Here is a 15,788-nt window from a genome sequence, read left to right as displayed (position 1 = left end):
ACTCGCCGATCGCTGCCGACTTGCCTGCCGGCGCGCAATCCACCACTGTGGGCCGGCCCTAGGGGAAGGCTGGAACGCAATGACCACCAAGGAAGGCTCAATGCGCGCAACGATCGCGGTGATGGTGTTGGCGATGGCGTTAGCGCTATCAATGCTCCTGACCAGCATGGCAGCGACGGCCGCGGTCCCGGAAACGCCCAACTTGCGTCATGTCGACGTCGCCGACGGACTGCCTTCCAGCAATATCAACAGCCTGGCACTGGATGCCGATGGCTATCTGTGGCTGGCCACCACCGACGGATTGGCGCGCTACGACGGGGTCGGAATGCGGGTCTGGCGGCACGTCCCGGACGACCCGAAATCATTGCCGGTGAACTATCTCACGGCGGTCCATGTTGATCCGCAGGGGCACATCTGGGTCGCGCCGGAGGGCAGTGGGCTGAGCGTCCTGGAGGCCGGTCACGCCGGCTTCCGTCATTACCGCACAACCACTCACCCTTGGATGGGCAGTGATGACATCTGGGCGATTACCAGTCACCACGATGCCCTGTGGTTTGGCGGTTTTGGCGGTGGGCTGCATCGCCTCGCTGCCGACGGCACGATCACCCGTTATCAGCACAGCGAGGGCGACCCGCGCAGCTTGCCGTCAGGCATCGTGCTGTCGTTGGCAGTGGACGCGATGGACCGGTTGTGGGTGGGCACGACCAAAGGACTCGCGCGCTGGACGGGAACCGATTTCGAGCGGGTCCCGCTTCCCGGTGCCGATCAGGCGCCAATGATTTTCTCGGTGACGCCGGTTGGCAGCGGCCTGTGGGTTGGTGCCGGTAGCGGCGCGTTCCGGCTTTCCGGCGATGGCAGCTGGAAGCAGCCGGCGTGGTCGGCCATGTTCGAGTATCCCAATGCGGTGTTCAGCGTGCTCGCCGATCCGGGCGGCGAGTTGTGGCTGGGCAGCCATCGGCAGTTGTGGAGGGTTCCAGTCGGCGGCGTGCCGGTGCCGGTGCCGATCGGCGCGAAGGGCCCGGTATCGCCGATCTATCAAATGATCAAGCAGGCCGATGGCGCGATGTGGTTTCCGGTGCCGGGTGTCGGCCTGGGTTACCTGCCGTCGGACTGGCGTCGGATTGCCCAGTTCAACCGTGAGCCCGACGGACTCACCGCAGAACTGTATCCGGGGGTCGCCACGGCACGCGACGGTGGACTTTGGCTGGCCGGTGAGCGTGCCGAACTGGAGCGGCTGGACCCGCAAGGCCGCGTGTTGCCGGTCGACGAAGCGATACAGGCGCAGCTGGAGGGCGCGCGGGCCATGTCGGTACTGGAAGATCCGGCCGGCCGGCTGTGGGTGGGGCAGACCCGCGGGCTGGTGCGCATCGACACCGATGATGGTGACGTGCGTCGTTGGAGTCGTCACACGGCTGAGGATGCAACTCTTGGTGGCCCGCTGGACCTGCTCGCGTTCGCACCCGATGGCAGCTTGTGGTTGTCGTTTGCCGGCGCCGGCCTGCAGCAACGCGATCCGGCGTCCGGCCGGGTTTTGGTGACGGTACTGGCAGGTCCCGAACAGGGGCTCGGGGTGGGGGATACCCAGTCGCTGGGCTTCGACGCACAAGGGCAGTTATGGATTGCCGGTGGCCGTGGACTGCAACGCTGGGACCCGGCTACCGCGAAACTGGAACCGGTGGCCGGCATCGATGGCGACACAAAAACGGTATTCGCGTTCCAGTTTGATGGTGACAACGCACTGTGGTTGCAGCGCCTGTCCGGCCTGGAACAGTACCGGCGCGATGGCGACCGCTGGCGCCGTGTTGCCACGGTCGGCCCGGAACAGGGCATCCCCGCCGTCGAGGCGGCCGGGTTGCGCATCGACCCGCGTGGCCGGGTCTGGATGTCGAGCTTGCGCGGCCTGTTCCGCTGGGATCCGGACACCGGCCATACACGCAGTTTCGGTGTTGCAGATGGCCTGGGCAGCCAGGAATTCGTCGATCGCACCCTGGTGTTGACCGATGCAGGGGTGCTGGCCTCGGCGCTTGCAGACGGTGGTGTGGTCCTAGTCGACACGCTTGCTCCCGATCCGCCGCCCGCCCGGCCAGCGCTGCGCTGGAGCCAGGTGGAGGTACGTCGTGACGGACGCTGGGTGGCGCTGGATGACAGTCAGCCACTGGTGCTGTCACCACACGAGCGGGAGTTGCGGGTGCAGTTGCGGTTGCTGGCCTATGACAACCCCGCAGCAAACCGCTATTACACGCGGCTGGAGGGCTATGACACGGACTGGATCCAACATGGTTCCCAGGGCGAGCGGGTACTGGCGGGATTGCCGGCGGGCAGCTACCGCTTGCGAGCGCGCGCGGTGGATGCTGCCGGCAATGCCGCCGTGGAGCAGGTACTGGCCTTCCAGGTGCAGCCACCGTGGTGGCGCACGTCGTGGGCGATGGCCGGGTTTGCCGGCTTGCTGGTGTTGTTGCTGTGGGCGATCGCGGACCAGTATCGAGCGCGACTGAAGCGGCGTCACGACTGGCAACGCGCGGAGCACGAGCGTGAGGTCACGCACCAGGCGTCGCTGGCCAAGACGCGATTTCTGGCCACCCTGGGACACGAGGTGCGTACCCCGATGACCGGCGTGTTGGGGATGAGCGAGTTGTTGCTGGGCACCGCGCTGGATCCGCAACAACGCAGCTATACCCGGTCAATCCATGGGGCCGGCGAACATCTGCTGCGACTGGTCAACGACGCTCTGGACCTGGCCAGGATCGAGGCCGGGAAACTCCATCTGGGTGACGAGCCGTTTAACCTGCATGTGCTGTTCAACGAGGTTGTTGACATGACCGCACCGCTGGCGCGGGCCGATGGGCTGGAGTTTGTCGACTGCTGTGATGACAGCGCGCCGGTTGGTGTTCGCGGTGACCCGGTGCGGGTGCGGCAGATCCTGCTGAACCTGCTGGGTAACGCGATCAAGTTCACCGAATCGGGCACGATCCGGTTTGGGGTTTCCGGCCATGATGGTGGCGTTGAGTTCCACGTCGTCGACACCGGTCCGGGCCTCGACGAGGAGCAGTTGTCACGGCTGTTCCAGCGCTTTGAACAGGCCGATGGTGCCCGCACTGCCGCACGGTACGGGGGCAGCGGACTGGGCCTGGCCATTTGCCAGGAGCTGGCGATCGCGATGGGCGGCGTGATCACCGCCCACAGCGTGCTGGGCGAAGGCGCGCGTTTCGACGTGCGATTGCCGCTGCGCGAAACCGGCATCCCGGTGGCGACCGAAGTGGTCGCGCTGGCGCCTGCGTCAGCCGGTTGCGACCTGATGGTGTTGCTGGTGGAGGATGACCCCACCATCGCGGAGGTCATTACCGGTTTGCTGCGTACCCAGGGCCATCAGGTCGTCCACGCCAGCCATGGCCTGGCAGCGTTGGTGGCGACCAGCGTCACCCGCTTCGATGCGGCGTTGCTGGACCTGGACCTGCCTGGACTGGGCGGGTTGTCGCTGGCACGGCAACTTCGCGCCCAGGGGTTCGACCGGCCGCTGATTGCCATCACCGCGCAAGGCGACGTGGATGCGGAGTCGCAGGCGCTGGCTGCCGGCTTCGATCGCTTTGTGCGCAAGCCGGTTACCGGGATGATCCTGCGTGAACTGTTCCAGACCGAAGGGCCGCGATGAGCCCGGTTGTCCGGGCCTTCCCCGATCAGCGTGCGCTGAGCTGGTGCACCGCATCCACCATGACCGCCACATGCTCGGGTTTCATGTCGGGCGACATCCCGTGGCCGAGGTTGAATACGTGGCCTTCGCGGGAGCCGTCGTTGCCATCGCGGTAGCTGTCGAGCGCGCGGCCGACGTGGGCACGGATGGTGTCCGGCTCGGCATACAAGGTCACCGGGTCCAGGTTGCCCTGCAACGCGACCTTGCCACCGGCGCGGCGGGCCGCATCGGCCAGGTCGATGGTCCAGTCCACGCCGATACCTTCGGCGCCGGTGTCCGCCAGCTCGCCGACATAGGCGCCATTGCCCTTGCCGAAGAGGATAAGTGGGGTGCGCTCGGCACCTTCGCCGCGCGGAAGTTCAGCGGCGATGCGCTGCATGTAGCGCAGCGAGAACTCGCGGTACATCGACGGCGACAGCACGCCGCCCCAGGTATCGAACAACTGCAGCGCCTGCGCGCCGGCCGCACGCTGCGCCGAGAGGTAGGCAATCACCGCGTCGGTGGTCACGTCCAGCAACCGGTGCATCGCGGCGGGGTCGTTCATCGCCAACGCCTTCACCCGCGCGAAGTCCTTGCTGCCGCTGCCTTCGACCATGTAGCAGGCCAGCGTCCACGGGCTGCCGGAGAAGCCGATCAGCGGCACTGCGTTGTCCAGCTCGCGGCGGATGGTGCTGACCGCGTCCATCACGTAGCGCAGGTCGGTCGCCATATCGGGCACGCCGAGCTTGGCGATGTCGGCGGCGGTGCGCACCGGGCGCTCGAACTTTGGACCTTCGCCATCGACGAAATACAGCCCCAACCCCATGGCATCGGGGATGGTCAGGATGTCGGAGAACAGGATTGCCGCGTCCAGCGGGAACCGCCGCAACGGTTGCAAGGTGACCTCGCAAGCCAGTTCGGGGTTCTTCGCCAGCGCCAGGAAGCTGCCGGCGGCGGCCCGGGTCGCGCGATACTCGGGCAGGTAACGCCCGGCCTGACGCATCAGCCAGACCGGCGTGCAATCCACGGGTTCGCGGCGCAGGGCACGCAGGAAACGGTCGTTGCGGGGCGGGGTGGACAAGGCCTGGTCGGACAAGGCGGGACTCCTGGTAAGTGGATGTGGTTCATCGGCGCACGGGCGTCGCCGTCGATCTATCGCGGTGCGTTGGCGCCTTGGCTGAACATCAGCTGGAAGCCGCGCTTGAGCTGATGGTCGCGTGCCTGTTCCAGCGCGGCAATCGCGCTGGCATGGTCCAGGAACTGCTCGCGACGCACCTGGCTGCGACCGCCGATCAGGCCAGACTCGCGCACCAGTGTCCAGCCACCCAGCAGGTCGGGCTGGAGCATCAGCTGGACGAAGCGGGGCGCTTCAGCGTGGTCGGGGCGTTGTTGCAGTAGCAGGCGCATGGCTGGATTGTACGGGGTTCCCAAGCGCGGCTATCGGAAGCTGGCGTCACCGGCCAGCGGGGACGGGCGTGGCGTCGGCGAGCACCGCCAATACCGCTGGATCGTCCACCCCGGCGACCAGCCGTCCATGGCCGATGCCGTCCCACAGCACGAAGCGGATACCGTCGGCGTTGGCCTTCTTGTCCAGCCGCATGCGCGCCAGCAGTGCGGTGGGATCGAGCCCGGAGGGCAGCCCGGTCGGCAGGCCAAAACGATGCAGCAGGGCGCACAGACGCTCGGCATCGGCCGTCGGCGCCAGCCCCAGCCGGGCCGACAGGCGCGTTGCCAGCACCATGCCGACCGCGACCGCTTCGCCATGGTTGAGACCATCGGCGGTGGTGCCGGCATAGCCCTGCTGGGTCTCGATGGCATGGCCAAAGGTATGGCCGAAGTTGAGCAGCGCGCGCTGGCCACGCTCGAACGGGTCGCGCGCGACCACCGCGGCCTTGAGCGCGCAGCAGCGGGCGATGGTTTCGGTCAATACCGCATCGTCGCGGGCCAGCAGGGCATCGACATGGCTTTCCAGCCAGCCCAGGAAGCCGGCATCGTCGGAGTCCAGGGACGAGGCGATCGCGCCGTACTTGACCACTTCGGCCAGCCCGGCGCGCAATTCGCGGTCGGGCAGGGTGCGCAACGTCGTGGTGTCGGCGATCACCGCGCGGGGGGAATGGAATGCGCCGACCAGGTTCTTGCCCGAGGGCAGGTCGACAGCGGTTTTGCCGCCTACCGAGGAGTCGACCATCGCCAGCAACGTGGTGGGCAGCTGGATCACGTCGATGCCACGCATCCAGCAGGCAGCGGCGAACCCGGCCAGGTCACCGATGACGCCACCTCCCAATGCAAGCACGACGGCATCCCGGGTCGCGCCCATGGCGGCCAGTGCATCCAGCGCCTCGCTGAACCGGGCCATGGTCTTTTCGTGTTCGCCGGCGGGGATCACGAGCCGCGCGCAGGCCAGCCCCGGCAGCGCCACGCGCAGGCTGTCCTCTACACCACGGGCATACAACGGCGCGACGTTGGCATCGCTTGCCAGCAGTGCGTGGCGTCCGCGGATCGCGGCGGCGATGCAGGCACCGTCGGCCAGCAAGCCCGGGCCGATGCTGATGGTGTAGGGCGCGGCCGCGTCTACCTCGACGGTGCGGATGGCACTCATGGAGTGACGGCGCGTCGCCATTGCTGCTCCAGCTGTTCGACCAGCGCGGTGGTCGCCTGCTCGATCGACAAACTGCCGGTGTCGAAGCGCAGGTCCGCGACCTGCGCGTACAGCGGTGTGCGCAGCAGGGCGAGCTGGTGCAACGCGACGTCGCGGTCCTCACGTTGCAGCAATGGGCGGGTCTTGTCGTCGGCCAGGCGGGCCAGTTGCTGGGCGACGCTGACGTGCAAATGCACCACGAAGCCCCGCTCACGCAACAGTTGGCGATTGCCGCTGTCCAGTACCGTGCCGCCACCGGTGGCCAGCACGATGCCGTCGCCGTTCAATACCTCCGCCAGCGTCGTGCGCTCGCGACTGCGGAAGCCGGGCTCGCCTTCGGAGCGGAAGATCGCATCGACACTGGCACCCGCGCGTTGTTCGACTTGCTGGTCGTTGTCGACCAGCGGTAGCCGGAAATGGGTCGCCAGGCGTGCGCCGATGCAGGATTTGCCGGCACCCATTGGGCCGACCAGGATTAAGTTTGCAGCAGGATTCATGCGGCGATTGTAGAGGTTGCCAGCGGTCGATGGCGGCGCTGCCGGACCGTTTGCGCGTCTTTAACACGGTCCCGGCTAGGTTCATTGCTCCGGGTCGCATATCGCGACGCGCAGATTCTTCTGGAGATCATCATGGCAGTTGCAAAAATCATTGAACTCAATGCCTCGTCTACGAAAGGCCTGGAAGACGCGATCCAGGTCGGCCTGCACAAGGCCGCCACCTCGGTAAAGGGCCTGCAGGGTGCCTGGATCAAGGAGATCAAGGTGGTTACCGATGCAGAGGGCAACATCACCGAGTGGCGGGCGGACATGAAAGTGAGCTTCATGGTCCAGTAGCGTTGGTCAAGTACCGTTGACCCAGTAGCGTCGGCCCGGCCGGCGGGCTGTCACGGCGTGCTGTCGTCGGCAACGGGTGCAGCCAGCGCCGCGCCGGCCCACAATAGCCGCATGACCATTGACGCGACCGCGCTGGAACCAGCGCTTCCCGAGCTGCTGCGCGAGGCGCTCGTGACCTTTGACGAGCTGTTTGCGCAAGCAGGCATTGCCGGTGAACCGGACCCGACGGCGATGGCGGTAGCGACCGCCAGCCGCGATGCCTGCCCGTCGCTGCGAACCGTGTTGTTGAAGGCGCACGACGGGCGTGGGTTTGTTTTCTACACCCATCTGGATGGCCGCAAGGGTCGCGAGTTGCAGGACAACCCGCGCGCGGCCTTGATGTTCCATTGGCCGCGGGTACGCGAGGGCGTGCAGATACGGATCGCCGGGCCGGTGGAGATGGTCAGCGACGAGGAGGCGGACGCCTATTTCGCCACGCGTGCCCGCGGCAGCCAGGTCGGGGCCTGGGCATCCAAGCAGTCCGAGACCCTGGACCGCGAGCGCTTCCATGAGCGGATAGCCCAGGTCGAGCAGGAGTTCGAGGGCCGCGACATTCCGCGTCCGCCGCGCTGGACCGGGCTGCGTGTGCGACCGATGGCGATCGAGTTCTGGTACGGCGCACAGTTTCGCCTGCACGAGCGACAGCTGTACGAGTGCGATGCGGCCGGCGAATGGTCGAAGCGGAATCTGTACCCGTGAGCATGCCGGCGGCGACGGGGACGGCGACCACGAAGGGCCCGAGGCGGATCGTCTGCCTGACCGAAGAACCCACCGAGACCTTGTACGCGCTTGGTGAGCAGGACCGCATCGTCGGCATCAGCGGGTTTACCGTGCGGCCGCCGATCGCGCGCAAGACCAAACCCAAGGTCAGCGCGTTCACCAGTGCGAAGATCGGCGAGATCCTGAAACTCGAACCCGACTTCGTGGTGGGGTTTTCCGACATCCAGGCGGACATTGCCGCCGAATTGATCCGCAGCGGGGTCGAGGTGTGGATCAGCAACCATCGCAGTGTCGACGGCATCGTGGACTATGTCCGCCGGCTGGGGGCGCTGGTGGGCGCGTCCGACAAGGCCAATGCTTACGCCGATGAGCTGCAGCGCGGGCTGGACCGCATTGCCGAGACCGCCGCGCGTTTGCCACGACGGCCGAGGGTGTATTTCGAAGAGTGGGATGAGCCACTGATCAGCGGGATCCAGTGGGTGGCCGAACTGGTACGCATCGCCGGCGGCGACGACATCTTCCCGGAACGCGCCGCCGAATCGCTGGCCAAACAACGCATCCTGGAAGACCCCGACGAGGTGATCCGGCGTGCGCCGGACATCATCCTGGGGTCGTGGTGTGGCAAGAAGTTCCGCCCGGAAAAGGTCGCCGCCCGCGATGGCTGGGATGCCATCGCGGCGGTGCGTGACGGCGAGCTGCACGAGATCAAGTCGGTGATGATCCTGCAGCCCGGCCCGGCCGCGTTGACCGATGGCGTCAACGCGATTGCCGCGATCATCAACGATTGGGCCGCGCGCCACGGCTGAGCGCGCTCAGTGCGGGGCGAACTGGCGACTGAAGCGCATGGTCGAGCGCGCGCCGTCGTCCAACTGGATGTCGACCTGGAACCTCAGCGTGTCGGGCAAGGTGACCTGGACGAAACCGACGTAATCGACCAGCTCGCCGCTGGCCAGCGGGCGCAACTCGATGCTCTCGCGTTGTCCGCGCAGGTCGGTTGTGGTGGCACTGACCTGCGCCGGGACTGACGCCGCCTGTCCGGACTCGCCCTGGCGCAAACCGACCAGCAGCATGACGCGATCGTCGCTGCGTTCAATGCCGTACTTGCTGGCGACCAATTCACCCAGCGTCGAGGTCTGCAGCACCGTGGCGCGCACGGTGGTGTCGCCGATCCGGATCGTGGTGTCCTGGGACGCCGCGGCGGTCGTGGCCGGCGCGATACCGGCGGTGTCGGGCGAGGGTGCCTCGGCCGAGCACCCCGACAACAAGGCGGTGCCCAGCAGTCCGGCCAGGGCCATCCGCAAGGCCGTACGCGTAATGGAGGGAGTCATCGTCTCAGTCCTCGTTCGCTGCCGACAGCTCGCGCCCGCGCACGGTGGCGGCGGTGATTGCACGGTCGACCAGCTCACGCAAGCCGCCGGTCTCGAAGGCTTGGATCGCGGCGTGGGTGGTCCCGCCGGGTGAGGTGACCTTCTTGCGCAGGCCGTCGGCGGACTCGTCCAGCTCCGTCAGCATGCGGGCGGCACCGAGCAGGGTCTGGTTGGCGAGCACGCGCGCCGTATCGGCGGACAGACCCTGCTTCACGCCGGCGGCCTGCATCGCTTCCGAGAGCAGGAAGACATAGGCGGGACCGCTGCCCGATACGGCGGTGACGGCGTCCATTTGGCGCTCATCGTCGATCCAGGCGGTGATTCCGACCGCATCCAGCAACCGGGTTGCCTGCTCGCGCTGTGTGGCATCCACGTGGGGGTTGGCAAACAGCCCGGTCATGCCCGCCCCGAGCAGCGCCGGTGTGTTGGGCATCGCACGCACCACCGGAACGTCGCCGCCCAGCCAGCCCGACAGCTGGCCGGAGGTGATGCCGGCCGCAACCGAGATGGCCACCGGTCGGGTGGACTGCGCGATGGCGGCGACCTCGTTGCAGACCGCCCGCATGACCTGCGGCTTGACGGCCAGCAACCAGACCGCCGCGCCCTGGACGGCCTCGCTGGCCGTGGCGAAGGCCGACACGCCAAAATCGGCCTGCAGCGACTGCCGCAATGTTTCGACCGGCTCGGCCACGCGCACGCGGCCGGGCTCGGCACCGCGCGCAATCATGCCGCCGATCAGGCTGCGGGCCATGTTGCCGCCACCGATGAAGGCAACGACCGGGAACTGCACGGAGGCAGGGCTGGATGCGGAACTCATGTGGGAAACCTTGTTGCGGACAGGCGGCCAGTGTAAGAGGGCCGGCGCCGGCTTGCCTGGCTGGGCGATGACAGTCGCTGATCCTGTGATGAAAGACAGGGTTGACGACGCGGGTCCGGGGCTATACTGCTGGCCAAGGGGCTTTCAAGTGCCAGCCAACAAACGACTGCCGGCGTTCCGGGCGGGGGTCGTTGATATGCGGCGGGACAAACCATCCACGGTGTTGGGGAACATATATGGATATCGCCGAACTATTGGCATTTTCGGTCAAGAACAAGGCATCCGACCTGCATCTGTCCGCGGGCATGCCGCCGATGATCCGGGTTGACGGTGACGTCCGCCGGATCAATATCCCGGCGCTGGACCACAAGTCCGTCCACGCGCTGATCTACGACATCATGTCGGACAAGCAGCGGCGCGACTTCGAGGAGTTCCTCGAGGTCGATTTCTCGTTCGAGATTCCCGGCCTTGCCCGCTTCCGTGTCAACGCGTTCAACCAGAACCGCGGCGCCGGTGCCGTGTTCCGCACGATTCCCTCCGAAGTTCTGACGCTGGAGGACCTCGGGACCCCGCGCATCTTCAAGGAACTGATCGACCAGCCGCAGGGCCTGATCCTGGTCACCGGCCCGACCGGCTCGGGCAAATCGACCACGCTGGCGGCGATGATCGACCACATCAACAAGAACGAGTACGCGCACATCTTGTCGGTTGAAGACCCGATCGAGTTCGTGCACACCTCGCAGAAATGCCTGATCAACCAGCGCGAAGTCCACCGCGATACCCATGGATTCAGCGAAGCATTGCGCTCGGCGCTGCGTGAGGATCCCGACTACATCCTGGTGGGCGAGTTGCGCGACCTGGAGACGATCCGCCTGGCGCTGACGGCCGCGGAAACCGGCCATCTGGTATTTGGCACCTTGCATACCAGCTCGGCGGCCAAGACGGTCGACCGCATCATCGATGTGTTTCCCGCCGGCGAGAAGCCGATGGTGCGCTCGATGCTGTCGGAATCCCTGCGTGCGGTGATCAGCCAGGCGCTGCTGAAGAAGGTGGGCGGCGGGCGTACGGCCGCATGGGAAATCATGGTCGGCACCCCGGCCATCCGCAACCTGATCCGCGAGGACAAGGTCGCGCAGATGTACTCGTCGATCCAGACCGGCCAGAACGCCGGAATGATGACCCTCGACCAGCACCTGCAAGACCTGGTGAAGCGTGGCCTGATCTTGCGTCCGCAAGCCCGCGAGTACGCCAAGGACAAGCGCCTGTTCGACTGATCGAGTGATTGACCGACCTACCGAAATACGTCGCCGGGCATTGAGCCTTGCGACCCAGGGGATACCGCAATGAGCAGCACCGCCGAAAGCATCGACTTCACCTCGTTCCTCAAGTTGATGGCGCACGAGAAAGCGTCCGACTTGTTCATCACTGCCGGCATGGCGCCGCAGATGAAGGTCAACGGCACCCTGCAGCCGATCACCCAGAATCCGTTGACGCCACAGCAGAGTCGCGACCTGGTGCTCAACGTGATGAACCCGATGCAACGCGAGGAGTTCGAGAAGACCCACGAGGCCAACTTCGCGATCGGCCTGGCCAACGTCGGCCGCTTCCGGGTGAGCTGCTTCTACCAGCGCAACCAGGTCGGCATGGTGTTGCGGCGGATCGAGACCAAGATCCCGACCATCGAGGAACTCGGCCTGCCGCCGGTGATCAAGACCCTGGCGATGACCAAGCGCGGCATCATCCTGTTCGTCGGCGCGACCGGCACCGGCAAGTCGACGTCACTGGCGGCGATGATCGGCTATCGCAACCAGAACTCGACCGGCCACATCATCACCATCGAAGACCCGATCGAATTCGTGCACAAGCACGAGGGCTGCATCATCACCCAGCGCGAAGTCGGCATCGACACCGACAGCTGGGAGAACGCGCTCAAGAACACCCTGCGCCAGGCACCGGACGTGATCATGATCGGTGAGGTGCGCACCCGGGAGGGCATGGACCACGCGATCGCCTTCGCCGAGACCGGCCACCTGGTGCTGTGCACGTTGCACGCCAACAACGCCAACCAGGCGATGGACCGGATGATCAACTTCTTCCCTGAGGATCGTCGCAACCAGTTGTTGATGGATCTGTCGCTGAACCTCAAGGGTGTCGTGGCGCAGCAGCTGATCCCTACCCCGGACGGCAAATCGCGTCGCGTCGCGATGGAGATCTTGCTCGGCACTCCGCTGGTCCAGGACTACATCCGCGACGGCGAGATCCACAAGCTCAAGGAAGTGATGAAGGAGTCCATCCAGTTGGGCATGCGCACCTTCGACCAGGCCTTGTTCGAGCTCTACCAGGCCGGCGAGATCAGCTACGACGATGCGCTGCGGTATGCCGACTCGCAGAACGAGGTGCGGCTGCGCATCAAGCTGGCCCAGAGTGGCGATGCCCGAACCCTGTCAGCGGGCATGGAAGGCGTTGAGATCGCCGAGACGCGCTGAGAGTTGCGGCGTGGTCTGGCCGGCGTTGAATGCCGGTCACTCATTTATCAGGGCGTGACGCGTTCGGACTCGACCACCATGTCCAGCACGTACGCGATTGACGAGCCATCGGCAGGTGGATTGGCGATGGTGAACTGCTTCAACCGCAGCACATTGCGGATGCCCGGCTCGTGCGTGTAGCCCTCGATATCCTGGTATAGCGGCTCCCATTCTCCGGGCGTACCGACGACCAGCCCGTTCTCGTCATACGTCCGCTCGCGCACCTGCAGGCAGGACTTGTCGGGAATCAGGGGGTGGTTGCAAGGTTTGGTCTGCGCAGCGACTTCCAGAAACACCTGCTCGCCTTCGCTGCCGTAGCGCGTTTCCGCCGTGGGCTTGCCGACGAATACCAGGACGTCGCCGCTGGTGGTGGTCAGGGTCAGTTGGGCGCTGTCGCCATCTTGTTGCGATGCAATGGTTGCCGGATCGGCCAGGCGGTCACCGACGGCATCGTCAAGTGCGGCCAGTGCGGGGTCGGCGCACGCCATCATGGTTTGCGCCAATCGGTCGACCTGCAGCTGTCCGCCGTCAATGCTGAAACCGCCGCTCATCGAGTTGCAGGTGTTGCTGATCTGGATGCGGCTGTCCGCGAAGTCCAGTTGCACCGGATGCTCAGGACGGACGAGCAGCGCATCGATACGCTGGCCGTCGGCGTCGGTGGCTTGATCAAGCTGCCAGTGGTAACGCCCAAGCAACGCGGAATCCACGGCTTGCCCGGCCGTGGCGTCCGCGATTGCCGCGTTGGTGACCGGTGGCGGGGCGGCGTCGGGTGGGGTTGGCGCGGAACACGCAACGAGCATCAGCGGGAACAGCAACACCAATGGTTTCATGGTCACTCCTTTCGGGCAGAACGCGGTTATTCCGACGGTACTTCGTTGAATATCGCCCAGAACTGGCCAAGCGTCTTTACTGCCGTGAAAAACTGATCGATATCCACGGGCTTGACCACGTACGCGTTGACACCCAGGTCCCAACTGCGCGCCAAGTCACTCTCCTCGCTGGAGGAGGTCAGCATCACCACCGGTATACGCCGTAGCGACTCGTCGTCGCGCATCTTCTGCAGCACTTCCAGACCATCCATCCGCGGCATCTTGATATCGAGCAGCAGCACGGCCGGGTCGCCGTCCTTGCGGTCGGCCCAGCGGCCGCGGCGCAGGAGGTAGTCCAGCGTCTCGACGCCGTCCTCTACATGGACGACGTGGTTGATGAGGTTGGCCTCGCGCAGGGCGTCCATCGCCATTTCGGCATCGGCGGGACTGTCTTCTGCCAACAAGATGGTGCGGATCGGATTCATGCGTTGCGCTCTCGGTCAGGGGTGTTGTCAAGGGTGGAAGGAAGCACGAAATGGAAGACCGCGCCAACGTCTGGCGTGGCGTCCGCCCAGACCCGGCCAGTATGGCGCGTTATCACCCGGCGAACGCTCGCCAGGCCGATGCCGGTGCCGGGGAATTCGGAGGCCTTGTGCATGCGCTGGAATACCCCGAACAGCTTCCCTGCATATTGCATGTCGAAGCCGGTGCCATTGTCGCGCACGCTGAAGTGATGACTGCCATCTTGCAGGCGTTCGTGGTCGACTTCGATCACGGAAGGTTCGCGTCCGGAGCTGTACTTGACCGCGTTGCCCAGCAGGTTGAGCCAGACTTGGCGGAGCATGTTCTCGTCCCCGATGAGGATGGGCAGCGGGGCGATGCGCCAGGTGATCTGGCGATCGGGCGCGTCGATGGCCGTGTTGGCTTCGAGCATTGCCCGGGTTTCGGACACCATGGACTGCATGTCCACCGCCTGCAGTCGCAAAGCACTGCGCCCCAGGCGGGAGTAAACCAGCAGGTCGTCAATCAGCGAAGCCATGCGCTTGGCCGAGCTGCCGATGACATCGAGGTAGTGGCGACCCTTGTCGTCGAGTTCATCACCCAGGTGCTGGCCGAGCTTGTCGGCAAAGCCGGCGACATGCCGCAACGGGGCGCGCAAGTCATGCGATACCGAATAGCTGAATGCCTCCAGCTCCCGGTTGACTTCCGATACCTGCTCGATCTTGCCTTCCAGCTGACTGTTGAGTTCGCGGATGTGGTTCTCGGTGGCCTTCCGCGCGGTGATATCACTGACGGTGATCAACACCACCCGGTCCTCGCTGTCCGGTAGCGGCATGCGCCGGGCGTTGATGAGCATCACCCGGTCGCTGCCATCGCTGGTGCGCTGGCGCTGCTCGTAATCCCACAACTCCCGGTTGCGCTTGAGTACGTCGGTCAGGCGTTGCAGGAATACCGGGTCTTGCCAGGCGCCTCCGCCAATCTCTGCCAATGGGCGGCCGTGGAAAACCTCCGCATTCGCCAACGCGGGGTCAGCGTCCTTACGGCCCTCGGTTTCGGGATGGCCATACAGCTCGGTGAACGCCGTGTTGTGCATCACCACGCGTTGGCCGGCGTCAATCGCCACGATCGGTTCACGCACCGTCTGCAAAGCCGATTCTGCACGGGCGTTGGCACCTTGCAACGCACGCTCGGTGTGCAGACTGCGAACGCTCTGGGCTTGCGACAAGTACGTCAGCAGGCCCAGCAGCGCGAGCTGCGCGATCATGGCCACCCAGATCAGGCCGTAGCCTTGGCCACGCAGGCGTTGCGCAATGTCGATGTGGTGGTCGAGACGCTCATGTTCCCGGTCCAGGATCTGCGCGGTAATCGACTGGATCGGATAGCGGGTGATGATCTCCTCGGCCCTGGTGAACTGCTCATCCCGGCCGGTACTGCGCGTGGTCTCATCGGCCAGACGGCGACGTTGCTCCAGGATGCTTTTCAGCTGGCCCATGGCCAGTTGCTGCTGCGGATCTTCGCGCGTGAGTTGAACCAGCTTGGCGAACTTCTCGGGGATCTGCGCGGTACTGTCCTGCAGGCGGCTGCGGACCAGCGGCGTGTCGATACCGGCGGCGAGTGCCAGTGTGGCGGCCTCGGTATTGCGCACGTCATACGTCAACGAGTGGATCATCGACTCCACGTTGCGGATGTGGTTGACCCGGTCGGCGGCTTCGAAGTTTCCACGCATCACCGAGTACAGCAGGATCATGGGCAGCACGACAATCAGCAGGATGGCAGCCGCCAGCGCCGGCAGTCGCCACCGCTTCCATCGTTCGCTGCGCGCGGTCATCGGCATGTTGTTGTTGCTCCCCTGTCGGTGTGGTCGTCCCCGTC

The 15,788-nt window shown here is 65.5% G+C and carries 15 protein-coding genes; 6 read left to right on the top strand and 9 right to left on the bottom strand.

The window, feature by feature from the left end; translation table 11 throughout:
• Positions 1–100 precede the first annotated feature (100 nt).
• Entirely contained in the window at positions 101–3,649 is a 3,549-nt protein-coding gene (locus tag ACW7G6_RS12850) for a hybrid sensor histidine kinase/response regulator (protein ID WP_456998410.1), read from the top strand.
• 25 nt (positions 3,650–3,674) lie between these two features.
• On the opposite strand, the gene hemE is transcribed toward ACW7G6_RS12850, so the two are convergent.
• The 4 genes from hemE to ACW7G6_RS12830 form a co-directional block, all read right to left on the bottom strand.
• On the bottom strand, positions 3,675–4,748 hold the full coding sequence (gene hemE, locus ACW7G6_RS12845) for a uroporphyrinogen decarboxylase (RefSeq protein ID WP_456998523.1): 1,074 nt from the start codon (positions 4,746–4,748) through the stop codon (positions 3,675–3,677).
• 71 nt (positions 4,749–4,819) lie between these two features.
• The gene (locus tag ACW7G6_RS12840; protein WP_456980185.1) at positions 4,820–5,074 is read right to left on the bottom strand and encodes a WGR domain-containing protein; all 255 of its coding nucleotides are present in this window, start codon (positions 5,072–5,074) and stop codon (positions 4,820–4,822) included.
• Between the two features lie 46 nt (positions 5,075–5,120).
• Complete coding sequence (gene aroB / locus ACW7G6_RS12835; RefSeq protein WP_456998409.1) at positions 5,121–6,266, bottom strand: 3-dehydroquinate synthase; 1,146 nt, start codon at positions 6,264–6,266, stop codon at positions 5,121–5,123.
• Positions 6,263–6,802 carry a shikimate kinase gene (locus ACW7G6_RS12830; protein ID WP_456998408.1) on the bottom strand — a complete coding sequence of 180 codons (540 nt, stop codon included), beginning with the start codon at positions 6,800–6,802 and terminating at the stop codon, positions 6,263–6,265. The genes aroB and ACW7G6_RS12830 overlap by 4 nt, the downstream gene beginning before the upstream one ends.
• A 132-nt stretch (positions 6,803–6,934) precedes the next feature.
• On the opposite strand from ACW7G6_RS12830, the gene ACW7G6_RS12825 reads away from it, so the two are divergent.
• The 3 genes from ACW7G6_RS12825 to ACW7G6_RS12815 all read left to right on the top strand — a co-directional run bounded on the left by ACW7G6_RS12825 (position 6,935) and on the right by ACW7G6_RS12815 (position 8,703).
• Positions 6,935–7,138 (top strand): dodecin family protein, encoded by a 204-nt coding sequence (locus tag ACW7G6_RS12825; protein ID WP_456980182.1) that lies wholly within the window; start codon positions 6,935–6,937, stop codon positions 7,136–7,138.
• A 111-nt stretch (positions 7,139–7,249) separates the two neighbouring features.
• Entirely contained in the window at positions 7,250–7,876 is a 627-nt protein-coding gene (gene pdxH, locus ACW7G6_RS12820; RefSeq protein ID WP_456998407.1) for a pyridoxamine 5'-phosphate oxidase, read from the top strand.
• 2 nt (positions 7,877–7,878) lie between these two features.
• Positions 7,879–8,703, top strand: coding sequence for an ABC transporter substrate-binding protein (locus tag ACW7G6_RS12815; RefSeq protein WP_456998522.1), 825 nt, complete (start codon positions 7,879–7,881; stop codon positions 8,701–8,703).
• Between the two features lie 6 nt (positions 8,704–8,709).
• Here the strand turns inward: ACW7G6_RS12815 and ACW7G6_RS12810 are convergent, their stop codons facing one another.
• The gene (locus tag ACW7G6_RS12810; protein WP_456998406.1) at positions 8,710–9,225 is read right to left on the bottom strand and encodes a DUF4426 domain-containing protein; all 516 of its coding nucleotides are present in this window, start codon (positions 9,223–9,225) and stop codon (positions 8,710–8,712) included.
• 4 nt (positions 9,226–9,229) lie between these two features.
• Positions 9,230–10,081, bottom strand: a complete 852-nt coding sequence (proC, locus tag ACW7G6_RS12805) for a pyrroline-5-carboxylate reductase (RefSeq protein WP_456998405.1) — start codon at positions 10,079–10,081, stop codon at positions 9,230–9,232.
• Between the two features lie 236 nt (positions 10,082–10,317).
• Here proC and ACW7G6_RS12800 point away from each other — a divergent pair, with 236 nt between their 5' ends.
• Both ACW7G6_RS12800 and ACW7G6_RS12795 read left to right on the top strand, forming a co-directional pair.
• Positions 10,318–11,355, top strand: coding sequence for a type IV pilus twitching motility protein PilT (locus ACW7G6_RS12800; RefSeq protein ID WP_456980177.1), 1,038 nt, complete (start codon positions 10,318–10,320; stop codon positions 11,353–11,355).
• 69 nt (positions 11,356–11,424) lie between these two features.
• Positions 11,425–12,567 (top strand): PilT/PilU family type 4a pilus ATPase, encoded by a 1,143-nt coding sequence (locus ACW7G6_RS12795; protein WP_456980176.1) that lies wholly within the window; start codon positions 11,425–11,427, stop codon positions 12,565–12,567.
• Between the two features lie 47 nt (positions 12,568–12,614).
• Here ACW7G6_RS12795 and ACW7G6_RS12790 read toward each other — a convergent pair whose 3' ends face one another.
• Genes ACW7G6_RS12790 through ACW7G6_RS12780 form a run of 3 tightly spaced genes read right to left on the bottom strand, consistent with a single transcriptional unit; the run spans position 12,615 to position 15,750 of the window.
• Positions 12,615–13,436, bottom strand: a complete 822-nt coding sequence (locus tag ACW7G6_RS12790) for a DUF4377 domain-containing protein (protein ID WP_456998404.1) — start codon at positions 13,434–13,436, stop codon at positions 12,615–12,617.
• 26 nt (positions 13,437–13,462) lie between these two features.
• Positions 13,463–13,900, bottom strand: coding sequence for a response regulator (locus ACW7G6_RS12785; protein WP_456960903.1), 438 nt, complete (start codon positions 13,898–13,900; stop codon positions 13,463–13,465).
• A complete protein-coding gene (locus ACW7G6_RS12780; RefSeq protein WP_456998403.1) occupies positions 13,897–15,750 on the bottom strand; it encodes a sensor histidine kinase in 1,854 nt (617 codons plus the stop codon). Before ACW7G6_RS12780 ends, ACW7G6_RS12785 begins: the two co-directional genes overlap by 4 nt.
• Positions 15,751–15,788 lie beyond the last annotated feature (38 nt).

This window comes from Lysobacter sp. A421 (assembly GCF_054052145.1).
This window is presented reverse-complemented; position numbering and strand designations above follow the sequence as displayed.

What these genes read in the sequence shown, in the direction of transcription:
- proC (WP_456998405.1), bottom strand. Translation starts at nt 10,081, where the DNA reads ATGAGTTCCGCATCCAGCCCTGCCTCCGTGCAGTTCCCGGTCGTTGCC.
- ACW7G6_RS12815 (WP_456998522.1), top strand. Translation starts at nt 7,879, where the DNA reads ATGCCGGCGGCGACGGGGACGGCGACCACGAAGGGCCCGAGGCGGATC.
- ACW7G6_RS12780 (WP_456998403.1), bottom strand. Translation starts at nt 15,750, where the DNA reads ATGCCGATGACCGCGCGCAGCGAACGATGGAAGCGGTGGCGACTGCCG.
- ACW7G6_RS12830 (WP_456998408.1), bottom strand. Translation starts at nt 6,802, where the DNA reads ATGAATCCTGCTGCAAACTTAATCCTGGTCGGCCCAATGGGTGCCGGC.
- pdxH (WP_456998407.1), top strand. Translation starts at nt 7,250, where the DNA reads ATGACCATTGACGCGACCGCGCTGGAACCAGCGCTTCCCGAGCTGCTG.
- ACW7G6_RS12850 (WP_456998410.1), top strand. Translation starts at nt 101, where the DNA reads ATGCGCGCAACGATCGCGGTGATGGTGTTGGCGATGGCGTTAGCGCTA.
- ACW7G6_RS12840 (WP_456980185.1), bottom strand. Translation starts at nt 5,074, where the DNA reads ATGCGCCTGCTACTGCAACAACGCCCCGACCACGCTGAAGCGCCCCGC.
- ACW7G6_RS12785 (WP_456960903.1), bottom strand. Translation starts at nt 13,900, where the DNA reads ATGAATCCGATCCGCACCATCTTGTTGGCAGAAGACAGTCCCGCCGAT.
- ACW7G6_RS12810 (WP_456998406.1), bottom strand. Translation starts at nt 9,225, where the DNA reads ATGACTCCCTCCATTACGCGTACGGCCTTGCGGATGGCCCTGGCCGGA.
- ACW7G6_RS12800 (WP_456980177.1), top strand. Translation starts at nt 10,318, where the DNA reads ATGGATATCGCCGAACTATTGGCATTTTCGGTCAAGAACAAGGCATCC.
- ACW7G6_RS12790 (WP_456998404.1), bottom strand. Translation starts at nt 13,436, where the DNA reads ATGAAACCATTGGTGTTGCTGTTCCCGCTGATGCTCGTTGCGTGTTCC.
- ACW7G6_RS12795 (WP_456980176.1), top strand. Translation starts at nt 11,425, where the DNA reads ATGAGCAGCACCGCCGAAAGCATCGACTTCACCTCGTTCCTCAAGTTG.
- aroB (WP_456998409.1), bottom strand. Translation starts at nt 6,266, where the DNA reads ATGAGTGCCATCCGCACCGTCGAGGTAGACGCGGCCGCGCCCTACACC.
- ACW7G6_RS12825 (WP_456980182.1), top strand. Translation starts at nt 6,935, where the DNA reads ATGGCAGTTGCAAAAATCATTGAACTCAATGCCTCGTCTACGAAAGGC.